Source organism: Leclercia tamurae (genome assembly GCF_025566055.1).
Taxonomy (GTDB): domain Bacteria; phylum Pseudomonadota; class Gammaproteobacteria; order Enterobacterales; family Enterobacteriaceae; genus Enterobacter; species Enterobacter tamurae.
The window spans coordinates 106,538-126,929 of the sequence record NZ_JAMHKS010000073.1; the positions used below are offsets into that span (position 1 = coordinate 106,538).

Annotated in this window: 23 protein-coding genes; 8 read left to right on the forward strand and 15 right to left on the reverse strand. The window is 56.4% G+C overall.

All coding sequences use genetic code 11. The annotated features are described in order from the left end of the window. Positions 1-157: 157 nt before the first annotated feature. Positions 158-2,101 carry a bifunctional 2',3'-cyclic-nucleotide 2'-phosphodiesterase/3'-nucleotidase gene (locus tag M8318_RS12125; protein WP_262662847.1) on the forward strand — a complete coding sequence of 648 codons (1,944 nt, stop codon included), beginning with the start codon at positions 158-160 and terminating at the stop codon, positions 2,099-2,101. 50 nt (positions 2,102-2,151) lie between these two features. Here the strand turns inward: M8318_RS12125 and M8318_RS12130 are convergent, their stop codons facing one another. Next, the gene (locus M8318_RS12130) at positions 2,152-2,532 is read right to left on the reverse strand and encodes a winged helix-turn-helix transcriptional regulator (protein ID WP_197090553.1); all 381 of its coding nucleotides are present in this window, start codon (positions 2,530-2,532) and stop codon (positions 2,152-2,154) included. Between the two features lie 89 nt (positions 2,533-2,621). Here M8318_RS12130 and M8318_RS12135 point away from each other — a divergent pair, with 89 nt between their 5' ends. The 3 genes from M8318_RS12135 (at position 2,622) to M8318_RS12145 (ending at position 5,410) form a co-directional block, all read left to right on the forward strand. Beyond that, positions 2,622-3,470, forward strand: coding sequence for an SDR family oxidoreductase (locus tag M8318_RS12135; protein ID WP_262662855.1), 849 nt, complete (start codon positions 2,622-2,624; stop codon positions 3,468-3,470). An 80-nt stretch (positions 3,471-3,550) separates the two neighbouring features. Next, positions 3,551-4,375 carry an AraC family transcriptional regulator gene (locus M8318_RS12140; protein WP_262662856.1) on the forward strand — a complete coding sequence of 275 codons (825 nt, stop codon included), beginning with the start codon at positions 3,551-3,553 and terminating at the stop codon, positions 4,373-4,375. 75 nt (positions 4,376-4,450) lie between these two features. Continuing rightward, positions 4,451-5,410 (forward strand): DMT family transporter, encoded by a 960-nt coding sequence (locus M8318_RS12145; RefSeq protein WP_262663068.1) that lies wholly within the window; start codon positions 4,451-4,453, stop codon positions 5,408-5,410. Between the two features lie 41 nt (positions 5,411-5,451). On the opposite strand, the gene M8318_RS12150 is transcribed toward M8318_RS12145, so the two are convergent. Continuing rightward, positions 5,452-7,101, reverse strand: a complete 1,650-nt coding sequence (locus tag M8318_RS12150) for a methyl-accepting chemotaxis protein (protein ID WP_106994068.1) — start codon at positions 7,099-7,101, stop codon at positions 5,452-5,454. A gap of 242 nt (positions 7,102-7,343) precedes the next feature. Here M8318_RS12150 and ytfE point away from each other — a divergent pair, with 242 nt between their 5' ends. Continuing rightward, positions 7,344-8,006 (forward strand): iron-sulfur cluster repair protein YtfE, encoded by a 663-nt coding sequence (gene ytfE / locus M8318_RS12155; protein WP_262662857.1) that lies wholly within the window; start codon positions 7,344-7,346, stop codon positions 8,004-8,006. A gap of 64 nt (positions 8,007-8,070) precedes the next feature. Here the strand turns inward: ytfE and cycA are convergent, their stop codons facing one another. Together cycA and fklB are read right to left on the reverse strand one after the other, a co-directional pair. Then, the gene (gene cycA, locus M8318_RS12160; RefSeq protein ID WP_262662858.1) at positions 8,071-9,480 is read right to left on the reverse strand and encodes a D-serine/D-alanine/glycine transporter; all 1,410 of its coding nucleotides are present in this window, start codon (positions 9,478-9,480) and stop codon (positions 8,071-8,073) included. Positions 9,481-9,786: 306 nt separating this feature from the next. Beyond that, positions 9,787-10,407, reverse strand: coding sequence for an FKBP-type peptidyl-prolyl cis-trans isomerase (gene fklB / locus M8318_RS12165; protein WP_032616205.1), 621 nt, complete (start codon positions 10,405-10,407; stop codon positions 9,787-9,789). A 231-nt stretch (positions 10,408-10,638) separates the two neighbouring features. On the opposite strand from fklB, the gene M8318_RS12170 reads away from it, so the two are divergent. Continuing rightward, the gene (locus M8318_RS12170) at positions 10,639-11,274 is read left to right on the forward strand and encodes an OapA family protein (protein WP_106994065.1); all 636 of its coding nucleotides are present in this window, start codon (positions 10,639-10,641) and stop codon (positions 11,272-11,274) included. A gap of 23 nt (positions 11,275-11,297) precedes the next feature. Here the strand turns inward: M8318_RS12170 and M8318_RS12175 are convergent, their stop codons facing one another. The 5 genes from M8318_RS12175 to rpsF form a co-directional block, all read right to left on the reverse strand. Next, complete coding sequence (locus M8318_RS12175) at positions 11,298-12,239, reverse strand: DMT family transporter (protein ID WP_106994064.1); 942 nt, start codon at positions 12,237-12,239, stop codon at positions 11,298-11,300. Between the two features lie 151 nt (positions 12,240-12,390). Then, the gene (gene rplI, locus M8318_RS12180; protein ID WP_032616202.1) at positions 12,391-12,840 is read right to left on the reverse strand and encodes a 50S ribosomal protein L9; all 450 of its coding nucleotides are present in this window, start codon (positions 12,838-12,840) and stop codon (positions 12,391-12,393) included. A gap of 41 nt (positions 12,841-12,881) precedes the next feature. Continuing rightward, positions 12,882-13,109, reverse strand: coding sequence for a 30S ribosomal protein S18 (gene rpsR / locus M8318_RS12185; protein WP_000135199.1), 228 nt, complete (start codon positions 13,107-13,109; stop codon positions 12,882-12,884). Between the two features lie 4 nt (positions 13,110-13,113). Next, the gene (gene priB / locus M8318_RS12190) at positions 13,114-13,428 is read right to left on the reverse strand and encodes a primosomal replication protein N (protein WP_014068638.1); all 315 of its coding nucleotides are present in this window, start codon (positions 13,426-13,428) and stop codon (positions 13,114-13,116) included. Between the two features lie 6 nt (positions 13,429-13,434). Beyond that, on the reverse strand, positions 13,435-13,830 hold the full coding sequence (rpsF, locus tag M8318_RS12195; RefSeq protein ID WP_011915632.1) for a 30S ribosomal protein S6: 396 nt from the start codon (positions 13,828-13,830) through the stop codon (positions 13,435-13,437). A 343-nt stretch (positions 13,831-14,173) separates the two neighbouring features. On the opposite strand from rpsF, the gene yjfY reads away from it, so the two are divergent. Continuing rightward, positions 14,174-14,449: a DUF1471 family protein YjfY gene (gene yjfY / locus M8318_RS12200; protein WP_032616201.1), complete on the forward strand. Its 276-nt coding sequence runs from the start codon at positions 14,174-14,176 to the stop codon at positions 14,447-14,449. Between the two features lie 81 nt (positions 14,450-14,530). Here the strand turns inward: yjfY and M8318_RS12205 are convergent, their stop codons facing one another. The 6 genes from M8318_RS12205 to ulaA are packed head-to-tail and all read right to left on the reverse strand — an operon-like array spanning position 14,531 to position 18,938. Then, positions 14,531-15,217 carry an L-ribulose-5-phosphate 4-epimerase gene (locus tag M8318_RS12205; protein WP_262662861.1) on the reverse strand — a complete coding sequence of 229 codons (687 nt, stop codon included), beginning with the start codon at positions 15,215-15,217 and terminating at the stop codon, positions 14,531-14,533. After that, the gene (locus M8318_RS12210) at positions 15,204-16,070 is read right to left on the reverse strand and encodes an L-ribulose-5-phosphate 3-epimerase (protein WP_262662862.1); all 867 of its coding nucleotides are present in this window, start codon (positions 16,068-16,070) and stop codon (positions 15,204-15,206) included. The genes M8318_RS12205 and M8318_RS12210 overlap by 14 nt, the downstream gene beginning before the upstream one ends. 9 nt (positions 16,071-16,079) lie before the next feature. Further along, positions 16,080-16,730, reverse strand: a complete 651-nt coding sequence (locus tag M8318_RS12215; RefSeq protein WP_262662864.1) for a 3-keto-L-gulonate-6-phosphate decarboxylase UlaD — start codon at positions 16,728-16,730, stop codon at positions 16,080-16,082. A gap of 12 nt (positions 16,731-16,742) precedes the next feature. Beyond that, on the reverse strand, positions 16,743-17,210 hold the full coding sequence (gene ulaC, locus M8318_RS12220) for a PTS ascorbate transporter subunit IIA (protein ID WP_262662865.1): 468 nt from the start codon (positions 17,208-17,210) through the stop codon (positions 16,743-16,745). 9 nt (positions 17,211-17,219) lie between these two features. After that, the gene (gene ulaB, locus M8318_RS12225; RefSeq protein ID WP_106994059.1) at positions 17,220-17,525 is read right to left on the reverse strand and encodes a PTS ascorbate transporter subunit IIB; all 306 of its coding nucleotides are present in this window, start codon (positions 17,523-17,525) and stop codon (positions 17,220-17,222) included. Between the two features lie 12 nt (positions 17,526-17,537). Continuing rightward, complete coding sequence (ulaA, locus tag M8318_RS12230) at positions 17,538-18,938, reverse strand: PTS ascorbate transporter subunit IIC (RefSeq protein ID WP_262662867.1); 1,401 nt, start codon at positions 18,936-18,938, stop codon at positions 17,538-17,540. Between the two features lie 356 nt (positions 18,939-19,294). On the opposite strand from ulaA, the gene ulaG reads away from it, so the two are divergent. Beyond that, a complete protein-coding gene (gene ulaG, locus M8318_RS12235) occupies positions 19,295-20,359 on the forward strand; it encodes an L-ascorbate 6-phosphate lactonase (RefSeq protein WP_262662868.1) in 1,065 nt (354 codons plus the stop codon). The last annotated feature ends 33 nt before the right edge of the window (positions 20,360-20,392 follow it).

The following is a 20,392-nucleotide window of genomic DNA, read 5'->3' on the forward strand; positions in this document are numbered from 1 at the left end:
TCTTTGTTTTAGTTATATCGCATTGTGAATAAATCCGCTATCTGTGAAGCAATTCCGGTTTCAGGGCACTTTTTTCTGGCAGGATTCACAATTCTGTAAGCAAAAAAATATAGATACATATTCTTTTGTGGCCTGGTTCAAAAAAAGGACTCCTCTGATGATTAAGTTTAGCGCAACGCTCCTGGCGACGCTGATTGCGGCGAGCGTACAGGCAGCGACGGTCGATCTCCGCATTCTGGAAACCACCGACCTGCACAGCAATATGATGGACTTCGACTACTACAAAGATGCGCCGACGGAAAAATTCGGCCTGGTACGCACTGCCAGCCTGATTAATGCCGCCCGTAGCGAAGTGAAAAACAGCGTCCTGGTCGATAACGGAGACTTAATTCAGGGTAGTCCGCTTGGCGATTACATGGCGGCGAAAGGTCTGAAAAAGGGCGATATCCATCCGGTTTATAAGGCGCTGAACACCCTGGATTACGTGGTGGGTAACCTCGGTAACCACGAGTTTAACTACGGGCTGGATTATCTGCACATGGCGCTGTCGGGGGCCAAATTCCCGTACGTTAACGCCAATATCATCGACGTTAAGACCAAAAAGCCGCTGTTTACACCTTATCTAATCAAAGAGACCACCCTAGTCGATCAGGATGGAAAACCGCAGACCCTGAAGATCGGCTATATCGGCTTTGTGCCGCCGCAGATCATGACCTGGGATAAAGCCAACCTGAGCGGCAAAGTGACGGTCAACGATATTACCGAAACCGCGCGCAAATATGTGCCAGAGATGCGCGAGAAAGGCGCCGATCTGGTGGTGGTGGTGGCCCACTCCGGTCTCTCTGCCGATCCGTATCAGGCAATGGCCGAAAACTCGGTCTATTACCTCAGCGAAGTGAAAGGCGTCGACGCTATTCTCTTCGGTCACGCCCACGCGGTGTTCCCGGGCAAAGATTTCGCCAGCATCAAAGGGGCGGACATTGCCAAAGGGACGCTGAACGGCGTGCCGGCGGTGATGCCGGGCATGTGGGGCGATCATCTGGGGGTGGTCGATCTGGTGCTGAATAATGACGGCGGCAAATGGCAGGTGACCGAATCAAAAGCCGAAGCCCGGCCGATTTACGATCTGGCCGCCAAAAAAGCGCTGGTGGGCGAGGATAACAAGATCGTCGAGGTGCTGAAGCACGACCACGATGCCACCCGCGAGTTTGTCAGCAAACCGATCGGCCACTCTTCCGACAACATGTACAGCTACCTGTCGCTGGTGCAGGACGATCCTACCGTGCAGGTGGTGAACCTGGCGCAGAAAGCCTACGTGGAGCACTATATTCAGGGCGATCCGGACCTGGCCAAACTGCCGGTGCTCTCCGCCGCCGCGCCGTTTAAGGTGGGCGGACGCAAGAACGATCCGGCCAGCTATGTCGAAGTGGAGAAAGGCCAGCTGACCTTCCGTAACGCCGCCGATCTCTATCTCTATCCGAACACCCTGGTGGTGGTGAAAGCCACCGGCCAGGAGGTGAAGGAATGGCTGGAGTGCTCGGCCGGGCAGTTCAACCAGATCGATATCAACAGCATTCAACCGCAGGCGCTGATCAACTGGGACGGGTTCCGCACCTATAACTTCGACGTGATCGACGGCGTGGAGTACCAGATTGATGTCTCTCAGCAAGCAAAATATGACGGCGAGTGCCAGGTGGTGAATGCCCAGGCGGAGCGCATCAAAAACCTGACCTTTAACGGCAAGCCGATTGATCCAAAAGCGACCTTCCTGGTAGCCACCAATAACTACCGCGCCTACGGCGGCAAGTTTGCCGGGACCGGCGACAGTCACATTGCCTTCGCTTCCCCGGACGAGAACCGCTCGGTGCTGGCGGCGTGGATCGGTGAGCAGTCGAAACAGTCAGGCGAAATCCATCCGGCGGCGGACAACAACTGGCGGCTGGCGCCGATCCACAGCAAGGTGAAGCTGGATGTTCGCTTTGAGACCGCGCCATCCGAAAAAGCGGCGGCGTTTATCAAAGAGAAAGCGCAGTATCCGATGCAGCAGGTCGCCACCGATGAGATCGGGTTCGCGATTTATCAGGTGGATTTAAGCAAATAACAGCAAGTGCGGTTTTGTAGGCCGGGTAAGGCGCAGCCGCCACCCGGCAATCAGGCCGCACGCTCATCCCGATTACTCATCACCTGCGGTAAATTCAGCTCGATCCAGTCGGCCAGCGCCGCCACCTTCTCGCTCACCTCTTCCCCCAGCGGCGTCAGGCTGTACTCCACGTGCGGAGGCACCACCGGATACGACACGCGATTGATAAAGCCATCCTGCTCCAGAGCCTGCAGCGACTGAGCCAGCATCTTCTCGCTCACCCCGCCCATCTTGCGCCGCAGATCGCTAAAGCGATGGGTGCCCTGACGCAGGGCCACCAGGATCAGCACGCCCCAGCGGCTGGTTACATGCTTAAGCACATCCCGGGAAGGGCACTGCTCGGCAAAGAGATTGCCGTCGCGCAACTGCTCGCTGAGGGTTGGATTGGTCATTTGATACTTACCTTTTTGTACGTACTTACTAAAAGTTAGCTTGGGTGGTAGTGTGCCACAACATTCACACGAGACGAAGGATATTCATCATGATCGCGATTACCGGCGCTACCGGCCAGCTTGGCCAACTCGTTATTGAACAGCTGCTGAAAACCGTTCCGGCCAGCCAGCTGGTCGCCATTGTGCGTAACCCGGCGAAAGCTGACGCGCTGAGCCAGCAGGGGGTGACCGTCCGTCAGGCCGATTACACCGACCAGGCCGCCTTCACCGCAGCGCTCGCGGGCGTGGATAAACTGCTGCTGATCTCCTCCAGCGAAGTGGGCCAGCGCGCGCCGCAGCATCAGAACGTGATTAACGCGGCGAAGGCGGCGGGAGTGAGATTTATCGCCTACACCAGCCTGCTGCATGCCGATACCTCACCGCTGGGCCTGCACGTGGAGCACGTCGACACCGAAAAAGCGCTGGCACAATCCGGCATTCCTTACGCCTTGCTGCGTAACGGCTGGTATACCGAAAACTACCTCGCCAGCGCCCCACCAGCGCTGGAGCACGGGGTGTTCATCGGCTCTGCGGGTGAGGGCAAAATCGCCTCTGCCACTCGCGCCGACTATGCCGCCGCCGCGGCCCGGGTTATCAGCGAAGAGGGCCATGCCGGGAAAGTGTATGAGCTGGCGGGCGACCAGGCCTGGACGTTAGGCGACCTGGCGGCCGAACTCAGCCGCCAGAGCGGGAAAAACGTGGCGTACCAGAACCTGAGCGAAGCCGATTTCGCCGCCGCGCTGAAGGGCGTGGGCTTGCCGGCGGGTCTGGCGGATATGCTGGCCGACTCCGACGTCGGTGCCTCGAAAGGCGGTCTGTTTGATGATAGCCGCACCCTGAGCGCGCTGCTGGGTCGCCCGACCACGACTCTGGCCGAGAGCGTGAAAGGCATCCTGTAATTGTTAAAATGTGGTTAATTATTGTGGCATCCCCGTGGGTCATCTCTGATAATGAAATCTGACCCGCGAGGAGGCTCACCGTGCAAGGCGTACCCGAACAGTTCTTCGATGAGAGAGACAGCGCGCGCTTTCGCCATCTGGCGCAGCTGCCGGGCGTAGAGCTGTATCACGCCCATATCTCACGCTACGCCTTTGAGCCGCACACCCACGAGGCCTTCGGTATCGGCGCCATTGAAGCCGGTGCCGAGCGCTTTCGCTATCGCGGGACGCAGTACGTGGCCCCCGTCCATTCCGTTGTCACCATGAATCCCGATGAGCTGCATACCGGCGAGGCCGAAACCGCCGACGGCTGGCGCTACCGGATGATCTACCTCGAGCCAGATCTGCTGGAAGAGGTGACAGGCATTCGTCACTGGTGGTTTAGCGACGTGACCCGCCACGATCCCCGCCGTTCGCAGCAGATTTGCCAGATGATTTATGGCCTGTGGCACACCGAGGATCCGCTGGCGCAAAAAGGGCTGCTGCTGGATCTGATTGATACCTTCCAGCCGCTGGCGCGTCATGCTCCGGTATTGCCTGAAGGGGCGCATCGTTTCGAGCGCGTGCGCGATTATCTGCATGACAACTATATGCACTCCCTGACGCTTGATGAGCTGGCGCAGGTGGTGTCCCTCAGCCCGTACCATTTTCAGCGCCAGTTCAAAGCCCACTTTCACGTCACGCCCCATCAGATGCTGATGGCGATCCGCCTGTGGCGCGCCAAAGCCTTTCTTACGCAGGGCCTGCCAGCGGCAGAGGTGGCCGCCGCAACGGGTCTGACCGATCAGTCGCACCTGACCCGGGCGTTTACCCGTCGGTACGGCATCACTCCCGTGCGCTACCAGAAACAGGTCGCGAAGCGCTAATGCGCAATCTCATACAATACGCTCCCCTTCTGCCCTTCTACACTGCCAGCAGGTTCAGCGAAAATGGATACGAAAATGGTTAGCGGCGTGTTGTATGCCCTGCTTGCAGGATTAATGTGGGGGCTGATTTTTGTCGGCCCGCTGATTGTGCCGGAGTATCCGGCGGCGTTGCAGTCGATGGGGCGCTATCTGGCGTTGGGGCTGATCGCCCTGCCGATCGCCTGGCTAGGCCGGGCGCGGTTACGCCAGCTTTCGCGCCAGGACTGGCTGACCGCCCTCGCGCTGACCATGATGGGCAACCTGATCTATTACATCTGCCTGGCAAGTGCCATCCAGCGCACCGGGGCACCCGTTTCGACGATGATCATCGGCACGCTGCCGGTGGTGATCCCGGTGTTCGCCAATCTGCTCTACAGCCAGCGCGACGGCAAACTGGCGTGGTCAAAGATGGTGCCAGGCCTGGTGGCGATTGCGCTGGGGCTGGCCTGCGTCAACATTGCCGAGCTGCGTCACGGCGCGGCCGGGGGTAGCGGCTGGCGCTATGTCTCGGGGATCCTGCTGGCGTCGGTGTCGGTGGTCTGCTGGGCGTGGTATGCCCTGCGTAATGCCCGCTGGCTGCGGGAAAATCCGCACAAACATCCGATGATGTGGGCCACCGCTCAGGCGCTGGTGACGCTGCCGGTGTCGCTGCTGGGCTATCTCGCCGCCTGCGCCTGGCTGAATGTGCAGCAGCCGGACTTCGCCCTGCCGCTGGGGCCGCGGCCCTGGATCTTCCTCGGGCTGATGGTGGTGATTGCTGTCTGCTGTTCGTGGGTGGGTGCCCTGTGCTGGAACGTCGCCAGCCAGAAATTACCGACGGTGATTTTAGGGCCGTTGATCGTTTTCGAAACCCTGGCCGGGCTGCTGTATACCTTTTTGATGCGCCAGAGCCTGCCGCCGCTGTTAACCGGGACGGGGATTGTATTGCTGGTGGTGGGAGTGGTGATCGCGGTGAGTGCGAAGCCGGAAAAACCGGCAATAGTGCCGGTTTCGTAGTTCCGTAGGCCGGGTAAGGCGAAGCCGCCACCCGGCAGGTTTTAGAAGGTTTCCCAGTTAGCGTCCGTGGTCGCCAGCACCGGTTTTGCTTTTGCAGTATAGGTTTTCACGGGTGCCGCTTTGGCTGCCTGGCCGTGGACGATCTTAAACACCGCCACCGCCTCGTTCAGACGTGCCGCCTGCTCTTCCAGCGCCGCCGCTGCCGCTGCGGACTCCTCAACCAGCGAGGCGTTCTGCTGGGTCACACGATCCATCTCGGCTACCGCCTGGCCCACCTGATCAATCCCGCGGCTCTGCTCATCCGAGGCGGAAGCGATTTCGCCCATGATGTCGGTCACGCGGGTCACGGCGCTGACAATTTCCGCCATCGTCGCTCCGGCTTCATTCACCAGCGCGGAACCCGCACTGACGCGCGCGCCAGAGTCGTCGATCAGGCCTTTGATCTCTTTCGCTGCCTGCGCACTGCGCTGAGCCAGAGTACGTACTTCCCCGGCCACTACCGCAAACCCACGCCCCTGCTCGCCGGCACGCGCCGCTTCTACCGCCGCGTTCAGCGCCAGAATGTTGGTCTGGAAGGCAATGCCGTCAATCACGTTGGTGATCTGGGCAATCTTGCTGGAGCTGGTAGCGATTTCGTCCATGGTGCGCACCACGCCTTCAACCACGTTACCGCCTTTCTTCGCGGTAGAGGAAGCGTCCAGGGCCAGGCGTGACGCCTGCCGGGCGTTATCAGCGTTCTGCTTCACGGTGGCCGTTAACTGCTCCATGCTGGCCGCCGTCTCTTCCAGGGAGGCCGCCTGCTGCTCGGTACGGGAAGAGAGATCGTTGCTGCCTGCGGAGATTTCACCGGCACCGGTGTAAATAGTATCCGCCCCATCGCGGACCACGCCTACGGTGTTGGCCAGCGCCTTTTGCATCTCGTCAACGTTGCGTGCCAGCATCGCCATTTCGTTCTGCCCGTGGGCATTAACCGGCTGGGTCAGGTCGCCCGCGGCAATAGCGCGAATATGAGCAATGACCTCATGCAGCGGCTTCAGCAGCACATTGCGCATGGCGATCCAGCTGGCGACAATCACCGCCACCACAATCACCATAATGGACGAGAGGATCCACAGGATACGCTGGTAGTCGTTCTCGTTATCGGTGATGCCCGCGCGGGTCAACTTCGCCTGCGCTTCACGCCATTCACGGTACACCGCCTGCATCGCCACCTGCTTCTTCTCGGCATTCTGCTTGAACATATCGTCCAGCTTGCCCTCGGCCAGCAGCTCGTTCATTTTCGCCAGCGTGGTGTGGTAAGCGCGGTACTGCTCTTCCAGCCGCTCCGCCAGCTTCTCATCCATGCCCGGTGTTTCCGGCAGGGCATAGTATTTGTCGTAATGGCCCTGCGCCTCGGCCAACAGCGCTTTTGCGGCAGTGACAAGCTCACCCAGCTGCGTGCCGTTGATCTCGGTCGCCGTGCTGCTTTGCAGACGGAGCATGCCGCGGTTAAGGGTAACGCGCGCCTGGTTCAGGCTGATCCACGCGTCGGTAAACTCTGCCACGTTCTGGCTGGACAGCTGGGAGACGGTGAAATTGTCCTTATCATTATTCAGGGCATTGATAAAAACTGTCGCGGCGATGATTTGCATCAGTCCGAGCACCAGCAGTACCGAGACTAACAGGGTGATTACTTTAATCCGTTTAAACATTCTTAACCTTATGTGCAGGACATTGTCTGTGGAGGACATATCGGCAAAGCAGGCGTGTTATTTAACGTTTCGTGGTCTAACCACCCTGTTTTTCGGAAATAATTAAATCCTTTCAGCAAGTTAAAACATAAGAAAGTTTTTAGAATGGCCCGCTTTTTTACCCTCTGCTCCTAAAGGGTTATATCCTCGCCTTAAAGATGCATTTAAAATGCATCTTATCAAATAACGATGAGGTAACGACCATGGCCTTCCGCGACCAACCTTTAGGCGAGCTGGCGCTCTCCATTCCACGCGCTTCTGCGCTGTTTCGTAAATACGATATGGATTACTGCTGCGGCGGTAAGCAAACCTTAGCGCGTGCGGCATCGCGTAAGGAATTGGATCTGGACCTCATCGAAGCTGAACTGGCGAAACTGGCTGAGCAGCCGCTGGAAAAAGACTGGCGCAGCGTGGCGCTGGGCGACATCATCAATCACATCATCGTCCGCTACCATGACCGTCACCGCGAGCAGCTGCCGGAACTGATCCTGCAGGCGACCAAAGTTGAGCGTGTCCATGCGGAGAAAGCCTCTGTTCCGCGCGGCCTGGCGAAAAACCTGACCATGCTGTACGAAGAGCTATCCAGCCACATGATGAAAGAAGAGCAGATCCTGTTCCCGATGATCAAACAGGGGATGGGGAGCCAGGCGATGGGGCCTATCAGCGTGATGGAGAGCGAGCATGACGACGCGGGCGAACTGGTAGAGGTGATCAAACATATCACCAATAATGTCACCCCACCGGCGGATGCCTGCACCACCTGGCGCGCGATGTATAACGGGATTAACGAGATGATCGACGATCTGATGGAGCACATCAGCCTAGAGAATAACGTGCTGTTCCCGCGGGCGCTGGCCGGGGAATAAAAAAGCCCGGTAGCGCTAGCGCTTACCGGGCCTACAAACGGCAACCGACGTTGCCGTTTTGCTTTTATCTTACACCTGCCATTCTTTTCTTACCGATAAACAGCCAGCCCAGCCCCAGCGCGATAAACCACAGCGGCGTGACGATCAGCGCCTGACGGGTATCCTCTTCCAGGGTCAGCAGTACCAGCACAAACACGAAGAACGCCATGCAGACCCAGCACATAAACTTGCCCAGCGGCATCTTGTAGATCGATTTTTCATGCAGGTGTGGACGCTTTTTGCGGTACACCAGGTACGAGCACAGGATGATGGTCCAGACGAACATGAAGAGGATCGCCGAGACGGTGGTGATCATGGTGAACGCGCCAATCACGCTTGGATTCACGTAGAGCATCACCACCCCGCCCAGCAGGCAGATACAGGAGAAGGTCAGCCCTTTCGCCGGTACCGCACGCTTTGACAGCTTGGCAAACGCGCTCGGGGCCACGCCTTCCTGCGCCAGGCCGAACAGCATACGGCTGGTGGAGAACACGCCGCTGTTGGCCGACGAGGCCGCAGAGGTCAGCACCACGAAGTTAATCAGGCTCGCCGCAGCAGGCAGGCCAACCAGCACGAACAGCTCAACGAACGGGCTCTTGGTCGGTACGACAGAGCTCCACGGCGTGACGGACATAATAATGATCAACGCAAACACATAGAACGTGATGATACGGATCGGAATGGAGTTGATCGCCCGCGGCAGGGATTTCTCCGGATCTTTGGTTTCTGCGGCTGTAGTACCTACCAGCTCAACCCCCACGAAGGCGAAGACCGCAATCTGGAAGCCCGCAAAGAATCCGCTCAGCCCTTTCGGGAACCAGCCGCCGTCATTCCACAGGTGGGAGAACGAAGCTTCTACGCCCGTCGGAGAGGTGAAGTGCGTCATTACCATCACCAGGCCGACCACAATCAGGCCAACGATAGCGACGATTTTAATCATCGCGAACCAGAACTCCATCTCACCGAACATTTTTACGGTGGCGAGGTTAAGGCTCAACAGCAGAACAATCACCGCCAGCGAGGCAACCCAGTCCGACAGTCCGGGGAACCAGAACTGCGCATAGGCCGTAATGGCGACAACGTCGGCCATCCCGGTGACCACCCAGCAGAACCAGTAGGTCCAGCCGGTAAAATAACCCGCCCACGGCCCGAGAAGGTCAGAGGCAAAGTCGCTGAAGGATTTGTATTCGAGATTCGAGAGCAGCAGCTCTCCCATTGCACGCATCACGAAAAAGAGCATGAAGCCGATGATCATATAGACAAATATGATCGACGGACCGGCAAGGCTAATGGTTTTGCCTGACCCCATAAACAGCCCGGTGCCAATGGCACCGCCAATGGCAATTAACTGAATATGACGGTTTGTGAGATTACGCCGTAGCGACTGTTCAGACGGTGCCTCTTCGTCGGCAACGACTTTTACCTGATCTACCATGTGATGTTTTCCTGTTGTGACTACCTGTGTTGTTTAGGCTCTTCTGGCCCTTTATTACGTCGAAAAGCGACGGCCCGATTAAGGACTCATCGATATTAGGTAAGAATCGGCGGGATGAATACTATGATTTAAATATTATGTTAACAATATGTTGAAAGTGAGTGTCATATCACTTAAGCAACGCAAAACAGCTCACAAAAATACACTTAATGCGATCATTTGCAAGATAATCTGTTGATTAGCGCGTAACTATAGGTTTTTTAACTGATTTCCCCTCCCCGGTCGGGGAGAGGAAAGAGAGCAGGATTACAGAATTTCCAGCAGCTCGACTTCAAACACCAGGGTGCTGAATGGCGGAATGGACGCGCCAGCGCCACGCTCGCCGTAGGCCAGGTTCTGAGGGATAGTCAGTTCCCATTTGGAGCCTACCGGCATCAGGGTCAGGGCTTCGATCCAGCCTGGGATCACGCCGTTTACCGGGAATTCAGCCGGTTCGCCGCGGGCAACGGAGCTGTCGAACACGGTGCCGTCGATCAGTTTACCGGTGTAGTGCACGCGAACGTGGTCGGTACGCGCCGGGATTGCGCCGTCACCCTGGTTGATCACGCGGAACTGCAGGCCGGTTTCGGTGCTGTTCACGCCTTCGCGCTCACGGTTCTCTTCGAGGAATTTCTCGCCTGCCGCAGCCATCTCTTCAAAACGCGCGCGACGCACGGAGTCAGCACGTTCGTGGATTTCGCGCAGCGCGCGGTGAACCACATCTACCGGAACAGCCGGGTGCTTACCTTCCAGTGCATCGGCGATACCCGCCACCAGCGCTTCTGGTAACAGACCCTGCAGACCTGATTCGCTCAGCTGCTGTCCTACCTGCAAACCAATACCGTAGCTTGCCTGCGCTTCGATTGTGTCAAAAGTCGGGGTGGTCATGGGATTTCCTTCCATCACATTTAAAGTAGCGGGCAGCATAACAGCCACCTTCCATCCGGTAAAACTTTGTCTTATGGAAAGATGACAAATTGCGATGAAACGGAAACAATAGAGACTATCTGGATTTTTCCCGAATGTGTGTCACGGAAGCCGGGTTTGCTACGCTCATCAGGCAGTTAGCGAACTATACTTCTCGGGACAGGAAAAAAGACGCGGAGCAGGAGGAGAGCCATGCCCGGGCCATTTGAACTAAAACCTACCCTGACGAAAATCTGGCATGCGCCAGACAACTTTCGCATCATGGACCCGCTGCCGCCCCTGCACCGCAGAGGCATTATCATCGGTGCGCTGATGGTTATCGTTGGTTTTCTGCTGCCAGGCGCTGACGACAGCGCGACAACGCCTGTCCGGCGGGATGCCGAACTGGATTTCCGCTCGCAGACGCAGCCGCAACCCGATACCCAGCCGATGCAGACGCAGCTGGTTTCCCCGACAAACGATCCGGGCCAGATGGCGCCGGTTGAGCCGGAGCCGATTCAGGAAGAGCAACCGCAGGAGCAGGCCGCCGCGCCTGTACAATCGCAGCCGGTGCCGGGTATCGAACAGCAGTGGCGTTCTTACCGGGTAGAGTCCGGCAAAACGATGGCGCAGCTGTTCCGCGATCACAACCTGCCGCCGACGGATGTCTATGCGATGGCGCAGGTTGAAGGTGCCGGTAAGCCGCTGAGTAATCTGCAAAACGGTCAGATGGTGCAGATCCGCCAGAATGCGAGCGGCGTGGTGACAGGGCTGACCATTGACAGCGGCAATGGCCAGCAGGTGCTGTTTACCCGTCAGGCGGATGGCAGCTTCGTTCGCGCAAAATAGCCCTTTGCCCGGTGGCGTGATGCTTACCGGGCCTGTTTTCCACTCACTTTATTGACCCACCAAATCCCAGAGCAGACCAGCACCAGCGCCACGGCATATTTGATCTCGAGGATATTCTCCCCAAGGAAAATGGCGGAAAGCACGGTTCCGGCCACCGGCACTAAAAAGTTGAAGGGCGCAATCATGCTGACGCGGTTGTACTTCAACAGCAAACTCCACAGCGCGAACGCCACCGACGAGAGCAGGGTCAGATAACCGAGGATTGCCGCCGCTTTGACGCTGGGGAGTGCCAGCGTCCCGCCGGTGATGTAGCCGCCCACCACCAGCATTACCCCACCGATCGCCAGCTGCCAGCCGGTCATCACCATCGGATCGACCGTCTGGGAAATACGTTTGCCGTACAGCGTGGCGGCAGAGAGGATAAACGCCGCCAGCACCACAAAACCGTCGCCGTTCCAGACAAAGTGGAAGTCCTGCAGGCCGCTGTTAAAGTTGACGATCATCACCCCGGCAAAACCGAGGATACAGCCGAGAGCTTTGTTGTAGCTGATCCTGTCGTTCTGATAGATGAAGTGCGCCAGCATGACGCTGAAGAAGGTGGCGGTAGCGTTCATGATCGACCCTTTCGCGCCCGTCGTGTAAGCGAGGCCGATATAAAAGAAGGTGTACTGGATCGCCGTCTGCGTCAGGCCGAGGACCGTTAGCTGACCAAACTGCCGTGGGCTGAGCCGACCAATCGGCTTGCGCTGGGCAAGGGCTAACAGCAGCAACAGCAGGCCGGCAAACACAAAGCGATAACCGGCAAAGACCACTTTTGAGGGAATGTCGTTGGTGGCGATCTGAAAGAGTTCGTAGCCGCTCTTAATCGCGGGATAGGAACTGCCCCATAGCAAACAGCACAGCGTCGCGCAGGCGAAAACGATGTTTTTACGGGCAAAAATCGGCGTGGGGAGAACGGAGTCCATAGCAAATCCAGAAGATAAAATGGCGTTTCATTTTATTATCAGAGAATGCAGCGGGAATAGCTACCCTGAAAGGCAAAAGGTGGGACAGGTCTCATTAAAAAGCAAAACGCCGGCACAAGGCCGGCGCTTCGACGTGGTGACGAGTAATTACTTACTCAGCAACAACGTTAACAACCAGTTTAGCGAAGACTTCGCTGTGAACCTGGAAGTCCACTTCGTGCTCACCGGTGGTACGCAGAACGCCGTTCGGCATACGAACTTCGCTCTTAGCCACTTTAACGCCAGCTGCAGTTACTGCATCAGCGATATCGCGGGTACCGATGGAACCGAACAGTTTACCTTCGTCGCCTGATTTAGACGCGATGGTAACGGTGCCCAGTGCGTTGATTTCTTCAGCGCGAGCGTTAGCAGCCGCCAGAACGTCAGCCAGTTTGGCTTCCAGTTCAGCACGACGTGCTTCGAAAAACTCTACGTTTTTCTTGGTAGCAGGAACAGCTTTACCCTGTGGAACCAGGAAGTTACGAGCGTAGCCCGCTTTAACGTTTACCTGATCACCCAGGCTGCCCAGGTTTGCTACTTTATCAAGCAGAATAACTTGCATTACCTTATCCTCTTAAAGTCGTATTAATGGACCGTGCCCGATTACTGATGACGATCAGTGTACGGCAGCAGGGACAGGTAGCGAGCGCGTTTGATAGCGCGAGCCAGCTGACGCTGGTATTTTGCACGAGTACCGGTGATACGGCTTGGGACAATCTTACCGCTTTCGGTGATGTAGTTTTTCAGCGTTGCGATATCTTTATAGTCGATCTCTTGAACGCCTTCCGCGGTGAAACGGCAGAACTTGCGACGACGGAAATAACGTGCCATATGGCTAGTCTCCAGAATCTATCAAATCAATCTGCTCGGCATGCAGAACCATTTTGCTCAGGCCGTTCTTTGCCTTGTGGCAAGAAATGAACCCCTGAACGATTACTGCGCTACCGACCGTTATACTGTGAGTAATGGCCTGGTTTTCGTGTCCGCTAATAATAACGGGCATTTGGCACCACGCCTGCCGGTGAAACCCGGCTTCCTCCTGCACTGAACGATGCTCAAGCACGAACTGGCAGTGAGGAATTCCTGATGGGCTGACCTTACGAAGGGGGGTCCTGCACACGGTACCGGACAACACCAGACGGTTGGTCATCAGAAATTACTCTTCAGAATCCCCAGCATCAGAATCATCTGCGGTTTCGTTTGCGAAATCATCGCGACGCTCACGGCGCTCGTCTTTCGCTTTAACCATCGGAGATGCTTCGGTCACTGCGTTTTTGGTACGCATAACCATGCTGCGGATAACGGCATCGTTGAAGCGGAAGTTAGTTTCCAGCTCATCGATCGCTTCCTGCGGCGCTTCAACGTTCAGCAGAACGTAGTGAGCTTTGTGCAGTTTGTTGATCGGATAAGCCAGCTGACGGCGGCCCCAGTCTTCCAGACGGTGGATCGTGCCTTCTGCTGCAGTGATTGCACCAGTGTAGCGCTCGATCATACCCGGAACCTGTTCGCTCTGGTCAGGATGGACCATAAAAACGATTTCGTAATGACGCATCGAATTGCTCCTTACGGATTATTCAGCCTCCTGTCTGGGTCAGCCGAGGCCCGGGGAGGCAAGGAACGTGTTAAAGGTCGGCCGAAAAATTGACGCGCCATAATACTTGCCCCCCCCTGGAAACTCAAGCGCATTGCACAAATAATTCGCACAAAGCGCAAAGCGCGTCTAAGTGGGTGATTTACCATTGCTCAGGGTCGATCGTGGCGCTTTTTTGAACAACAGCATCAGAAATGGTCGTCAATACCCGCCAGATAAGGGGTTACACTTTAATCAGACCCCTTCTGAGGACCAAACCCGAAGTGATTATCGTCGCACCGTAGTTTGTCGTGGAGCGCATATCATGAAAAAGATAAACCTTGCCATTCTGGCTGCGCTTTTGCTCAGTGCAAACGCGACAGCAGCGATTCAGGTTGACGGCCGACAGGCCAGAAATATGGATGATGTGCAAAGTCTGGGCGTCATCTATATCAACCACAACTTCGCCACGGAAAGTGAAGCGACTGAAGCCATTAATGCAGAAGCCGATGCGCGGGATGCCCGCTACTATCACGTCATGCTCACCCGTGAACCGGGCAGCAACGGCAACATGCACGTCAGTGCAGATATCTACCGGTAATAATGCTTTGACGCTAGCACCAGGAAAGCCAACAACGAGAATATGTCATAGTCGAATTAGCCCCCTGCCCGGGGGCTTTTTTTATTTTTGCCCGTAATAGGCATTCGGGCCATGCTTGCGCATAAAGTGCTTGTTCATCAGGTAGCTGTCTATCGGTTGCAGGCGCGGGTTGATACTGCGGGCAATCCACGCCATTCTTGCCACCTCTTCCAGCACCACAGCGTTATGCACCGCATCCTGCGCATCTTTACCCCACGCAAAGGGGCCATGCTGGTAGACCACGATCCCCGGCGTGTGCAGTGGTTCACCCTCTCCCAGCGTGTCGATGATCACCTTGCCGGTATTGAGCTCATACTCACCCTGCACCTCCTCTTCGGTTAATGCCCGCGTACAGGGGATGTCGCCAAAAAAGTAGTCGGCATGGGTGGTGCCCAGCGCCGGGATCGCCAGCCCCGCCTGCGCCCAGGCCGTGGCATGGGTGGAGTGGGTATGCACCACGCCGCCAAGGGAGGGATAACGCCGGTACAGCGCCAGATGGGTCGCGGTATCGGACGAAGGCCGCCACTGGCCCTCCACCACCTTGCCGTCGAGATCCACTACCACCATGTCTTCCACCCGCATGGTCTCATAGGCTACCCCGCTGGGTTTGATCGCCACCAGCCCGCGGCTCCGGTCTATTGCACTGACGTTTCCCCAGGTAAAGGTGACCAGACCGTAACGCGGCAAATCCATGTTTGCCTCAAAGACCTGCTGTTTAAGCTGCTGCATTTTCGCCTCCCCTTAACCCGGCCCGCGCCATCCGCTCCAGCACCCAGTCGCGGGCTTTTGCCACTTCGAGCAGCGGATCCTCTGCGGTTTCGCTCCACATCTCTATCAGATAAGGTCCGCAGTACCCGCTGTGATTGAGGGTGGAGAAACAGGCTTCGAAATCCACCACGCCCGTGCCGAACGGCACGTTTTTGAATACGCCAGGCCGGGTGTCTTTGACGTGTACCGCCACGATATGACCGATCCCCGCCTGCAACTCCATAGGCACATCGTTATCCCACGCGGAGAGGTTGCCGATATCGGGATAGAGCTGGAACCACGGATTATTGAGGTAGTGGGCATAGCCCAGCGCCTTGCTGATGGAGTTCATCAGCGGGTAGTCCATGATCTCCATCGCCAGCGTCACCTGGGCGCGGCTCGCCATCTCCACGCTCGCTTTCAGCCCCTCACGAAAGCGCCGCCGCGTTTCGTTGTTGGCCTGCTGGTAGTAAACGTCATAGCCCGCCAGTTGGATGACGCGGATCCCCACGTCCTGAGCAAAACGAATCGCCTTACGCATGATCGTCAGCCCCTGGGCGCGCACGGCATCATCTTCACTGCCGAGCGGAAAACGACGATGGGCGCTCAGGCACATTGAGGGGACGCGCACCCCGGTTTCGGCCACCGCATTCACCAGCGCCAGACGCTGCTCGCGGCTCCAGTCGAGACGGGAGAGGCGCGCATCCGTCTCATCCACCGACATTTCGACGAAATCGAACCCCAGAGACTGAGCCAGTTTCAGCCGTTCGAGCCAGCACTCCCCGGCGGGGAGTGCCTTCTCATAGATGCCAAGCGGCACCTGCTTGCTTAACATAGCCGCTCCTTATCCCCACAGCTGGGCGATGGAACGTTTGAACTGGCGCGCCGCTTCCACCGGCGAGGCGGCATCACGAATGCTGCGCCCGGCAATAAAGACATGGATCGGGATACCTTTGAACAGCGGAAGATCTTCCAGCGCCAGGCCGCCGGTGACGGTCACCTTAAAGCCCATCTCCGCCAGGCGCTTAACGGCACTGATATCCGCGTCACCCCAGGCGACGCCTGCGGCCTGCGCATCGCGGCTGCGGTGATAGACTACCTGCTGAATGCCAGCCTCGCGCCACTCTTCCGCCTGTTTCCAGGTCCAGAAACCGGTGAGTTCGATCTGCACATCGCCGTTAAACTCTTTGGCCACTTCCAGCGCGCCTTTAGCGGTATTGATATCCGCGCAGCAGATCACCGTCACCCAGTCAGCGTTGGCTTCGAAGCACATCCGCGACAGGATTTTGCCCGCATCGGCAATCTTGGCGTCTGCCAGCACAATTTTATGGGGATAGAGGGCCTTCAGATCGCGTACGGCGCGCACGCCTTCCCCGACGCAGAGGATGGTGCCCACTTCGATGATGTCCACCTCTTCGGCGATCAGGCGGGTGGTTTCGTAAGCGTGGGCCAGAGTCTGGTTATCCAGCGCAACCTGCAACATTGGTAATGACATTTCAGTTCCCTCTTAGCGTGCCGCCGCAGTGGCGTTATCGATTAAATCCAGCACGTCCTGCTCGGTACGGCAGGCGCGTAAACGGTCGAAATTGGCTTCGTCTTCAAACAGATTGACGATCTGCATGATGCCTACCTCCTGATGGGTGTTGGCATCAACGGCCGCCATAGTGATCAGAATATCGACCGGGTCGTTATCCTCGTGGTTAAACACCAGCGGCGTTTTCAGGGTCACCAGTGCGAACCCTGTCTTTTTAACCCCCTCCTCCGGGCGGCCATGCGGCATCGCCAGCCCCGGCGCAATCACAAAGTACGGCCCAAACTGCTCAACGCCATCGAGAATGGCCTGGTAATAGCGCGGCTCAACCACATCAGCTTTAACCAGCAGATCAACGCTCAGCTTTACCGCCTCCTGCCAGGTGCTGGCCTCGGCCTGTAAAAGGATGGAGTGATTGTCTGCCAGCGAATCACGGAGTTTCATAGCGCCCCCTCACTTCACGTCTTGCGGGAAGTGTTCTTTGATCACATCCAGCAGTTTTGGGCCAAAATCCGCAGGCGACAGCATGTTGCGCACGCCCACCACATATTTATTGCCTGTGACGCTAATCTCCCCGGCGATATGGGTCGAGGCGATGATGATGTCCGCGCCGTTCAATTCACTTTTGTATTCACCCACCGCGCAGCTGTTCACCGTGTGGTCAATGTTTGACTGGGTTAAAAACTGGTCCACTTTCATTTTCATGATCATGGAGCTTCCTTGTCCGTTGCCACATACAGCCAGAATACGTACGGTCATAGTCAAAACTCCTTAGTGAGCAGAAACTTCTGCTGTTTGTTTTTCCGCATCTTCTTCCGCCCGCAGCGAACGGCCAGCGAAGAACATATAAGCGAGGGCAATAAAAATAATGAGGGCCATAAAGAGAATGCCGAGGGAGGCGAAGCCCTGCATCATTGGCGGGGCCAGAATTGACCAGTCGGCCATGCCCATCCAGGCGCTCATGCCGGTGAGCTTGACCGCCCACACGCAACCGAAGATCTCAATCATCCCCATCACCAGACAGATCTTGAGCGCCGCGCGCCAGCCGCCAAAGTGGTTGGCAAACACGCCAATGGTGGCGTTGGAGAAGAACATCGGGATAAAGCCAGGAATGATGAGGATGGAAGAGCCGCAGCCCACCAGAATACCGACCGCAATCAACTGGCCGATGGTGCCCCACATAAAGCCCCAGACCACGGCATTCGGCGCAAAGCTATAGATAGCCGCACAGTCGATCGCCAGAACCGCACCGGGGATCAGGCGCTGCGAGATGCCGTTGAAGGCTTCCGAGAGCTCGGCCACGAACATGCGCACGCCCTGGGTAATAATGAAAATCGCCACCGCGAAGGAGAAACCGGTTTGCAGGATGTAGATGGTCCAGTGGGTTTTCCCGGCCATCGCCTGAATCACATCGGTCCCAAATGAGAGAAGAATCGCACCGAAGAAAATAGTCATCACGATCGCCGTCGAGACGATGTTGTCGTGGAAAATATTGAGCCAGCCCGGCAGCTTGAGATCCTCCACGCTCTCCTCTTTTTTGCCAAGGTACGGCGCGACTTTATAGGCGATCCAGGAGGCGAACTGCTGCTGGTGGCCGATGGAAAAACCGCAGCCGTCGGTCACCTCCTGGGTCGGCTTGTACATCATGTTGGAGGTGATCCCCCAGTAAAGCGACACCAGCACTGCCGTACAGATGATGGTGGTCCACATGGGATAACCGTAGATAAAGAAGAAGACGGCAATCAGCCCGGCCTGCTGGAACATGATGTGGCCGGTCAGCATGATGGTACGAATACCCGTAATACGGCGCAGCAGAACATAAATAATGTTCAGCGCCAGCGCCAACAGCACGGCATATCCCACCCAGCTGTAGGCATCGTCCATCCGTTCGATGGTGGCCATCATTGATGCATAGGTGTCTGATATTGCGCCGTTAATGCCATAGACCTCGGACATTTTGGCGACGACGGGTTTAAAGGTGCTGGTTAAAATGCCGGACCCCGCCTGGAGGAGCATGAAACCGATGATGGTTTTGATGGTGCCTTTGATAATGACGCTGACGCTCTTGCGTAGCAGGATGTAGCCCAGACACGTCACGATACCCAGCAGCAGCGGGGCATTGGTCATTACCTGATTAAAAAAGACGGTAAAGACGCTGTAGAGGATCTCCATAACACTCTCCGATAAAGGCAGTACGCTGCGTAATGCTCGTACAACAGGCCCCCACTCTAGTAATCACAAATAATCACCACAAGATTGCATTTGATTATTTGTGACGCATCACTCAAATTATTTCCTCTCATACTGTAATGACTTTCATTTCAACCTTTTAAACTTATATATAATCTTATTTTTCAAGAAATTACCAAAAACACAGATAACAAAACACAGCATATTCTTTATCGGTAACGTGCTTTTAAAGGGAGGAAGGCTTCAAAATGGGCGTTGCAATGCTGATTTATTGGTGACAATATAAATCATATTGAATCACTAATTGATTACTTATGATAACAAAAGGGAGTCTGGTAATGAGTAAAGTGCACACTATCACCCGGGAATCATGGATCCTCAGCACCTTCCCGGAATGGGGTACCTGGCTGAATGAAGAGATTGAACAAGAGCAGGTTGCGCCTGGCACCTTTGCCATGTGGTGGCTGGGCTGCACCGGGATCTGGCTGAAATCCCAGGGCGGCGCGAATGTTTGCGTCGATTTCTGGTGCGGGACCGGCAAGCAAAGCCACGGCAATCCGCTGATGAAGAAAGGGCATCAGATGCAGCGTATGGCGGGGGTGCAGAAGCTGCAGCCAAACCTGCGCACCACGCCGTTTGTCCTCGATCCGTTCGGCATTCGCCAGATCGATGCCGTGTTGGCCACTCACGATCATAACGATCACATTGATGTGAATGTCGCCGCCGCCGTGATGCAAAACTGCGCGCCAGATGTGCCCTTTATCGGTCCGCAAACCTGCGTGGATATCTGGATCGGCTGGGGCGTGCCAAAAGAGCGCTGCATCGTGGTGAAGCCTGGCGACGTGGTAAAAATCAAAGACATTGAAATCCACGCCCTGGATGCGTTTGACCGTACGGCGTTGATTACCCTGCCGGCAGACCAGAAGGCAGCTGGTCTGCTGCCGGACGGCATGGATGAGCGGGCGGTGAACTATCTGTTCAAAACCCCGGGCGGAACGCTGTACCACAGCGGCGACTCGCACTACTCCAACTACTATGCCAAACATGGCAACGAGCATCATATCGACGTGGCGCTGGGATCTTATGGCGAGAACCCGCGCGGCATCACCGATAAGATGACCAGCGCCGATATTCTGCGCATGGCAGAAGCACTCAATACCCAGGTCGTGATCCCGTTCCACCATGATATCTGGTCAAACTTCCAGGCCGATCCGCAGGAGATCCGCGTCCTGTGGGAGATGAAAAAAGATCGTCTGAAATATGGCTTTAAGCCGTTTATCTGGCAGGTGGGCGGCAAGTTTACCTGGCCGCTGGATAAAGACAATTTTGAGTATCACTACCCGCGCGGCTTTGACGACTGCTTTACCATTGAGCCAGATCTGCCGTTCAAATCATTCCTGTAATTACCTCTTCATCGCCAGGCGCAGCGCCTGGCG

Bases quoted from the DNA above. Each gene is read 5' to 3' on its own strand.
- M8318_RS12145 (WP_262663068.1), top strand. From the start codon at position 4,451: ATGGTTAGCGGCGTGTTGTATGCCCTGCTTGCAGGATTAATGTGGGGG.
- M8318_RS12215 (WP_262662864.1), bottom strand. From the start codon at position 16,730: ATGTCATTACCAATGTTGCAGGTTGCGCTGGATAACCAGACTCTGGCC.
- cycA (WP_262662858.1), bottom strand. From the start codon at position 9,480: ATGGTAGATCAGGTAAAAGTCGTTGCCGACGAAGAGGCACCGTCTGAA.
- M8318_RS12175 (WP_106994064.1), bottom strand. From the start codon at position 12,239: ATGGACTCCGTTCTCCCCACGCCGATTTTTGCCCGTAAAAACATCGTT.
- fklB (WP_032616205.1), bottom strand. From the start codon at position 10,407: ATGACCACCCCGACTTTTGACACAATCGAAGCGCAGGCAAGCTACGGT.
- M8318_RS12170 (WP_106994065.1), top strand. From the start codon at position 10,639: ATGCCCGGGCCATTTGAACTAAAACCTACCCTGACGAAAATCTGGCAT.
- rplI (WP_032616202.1), bottom strand. From the start codon at position 12,840: ATGCAAGTTATTCTGCTTGATAAAGTAGCAAACCTGGGCAGCCTGGGT.
- ytfE (WP_262662857.1), top strand. From the start codon at position 7,344: ATGGCCTTCCGCGACCAACCTTTAGGCGAGCTGGCGCTCTCCATTCCA.
- ulaB (WP_106994059.1), bottom strand. From the start codon at position 17,525: ATGACCGTACGTATTCTGGCTGTATGTGGCAACGGACAAGGAAGCTCC.
- rpsR (WP_000135199.1), bottom strand. From the start codon at position 13,109: ATGGCACGTTATTTCCGTCGTCGCAAGTTCTGCCGTTTCACCGCGGAA.
- rpsF (WP_011915632.1), bottom strand. From the start codon at position 13,830: ATGCGTCATTACGAAATCGTTTTTATGGTCCATCCTGACCAGAGCGAA.
- M8318_RS12125 (WP_262662847.1), top strand. From the start codon at position 158: ATGATTAAGTTTAGCGCAACGCTCCTGGCGACGCTGATTGCGGCGAGC.
- ulaC (WP_262662865.1), bottom strand. From the start codon at position 17,210: ATGAAACTCCGTGATTCGCTGGCAGACAATCACTCCATCCTTTTACAG.
- yjfY (WP_032616201.1), top strand. From the start codon at position 14,174: ATGAAAAAGATAAACCTTGCCATTCTGGCTGCGCTTTTGCTCAGTGCA.
- M8318_RS12150 (WP_106994068.1), bottom strand. From the start codon at position 7,101: ATGTTTAAACGGATTAAAGTAATCACCCTGTTAGTCTCGGTACTGCTG.
- M8318_RS12205 (WP_262662861.1), bottom strand. From the start codon at position 15,217: ATGCAGCAGCTTAAACAGCAGGTCTTTGAGGCAAACATGGATTTGCCG.
- M8318_RS12210 (WP_262662862.1), bottom strand. From the start codon at position 16,070: ATGTTAAGCAAGCAGGTGCCGCTTGGCATCTATGAGAAGGCACTCCCC.
- ulaA (WP_262662867.1), bottom strand. From the start codon at position 18,938: ATGGAGATCCTCTACAGCGTCTTTACCGTCTTTTTTAATCAGGTAATG.
- ulaG (WP_262662868.1), top strand. From the start codon at position 19,295: ATGAGTAAAGTGCACACTATCACCCGGGAATCATGGATCCTCAGCACC.
- M8318_RS12135 (WP_262662855.1), top strand. From the start codon at position 2,622: ATGATCGCGATTACCGGCGCTACCGGCCAGCTTGGCCAACTCGTTATT.
- M8318_RS12130 (WP_197090553.1), bottom strand. From the start codon at position 2,532: ATGACCAATCCAACCCTCAGCGAGCAGTTGCGCGACGGCAATCTCTTT.
- priB (WP_014068638.1), bottom strand. From the start codon at position 13,428: ATGACCAACCGTCTGGTGTTGTCCGGTACCGTGTGCAGGACCCCCCTT.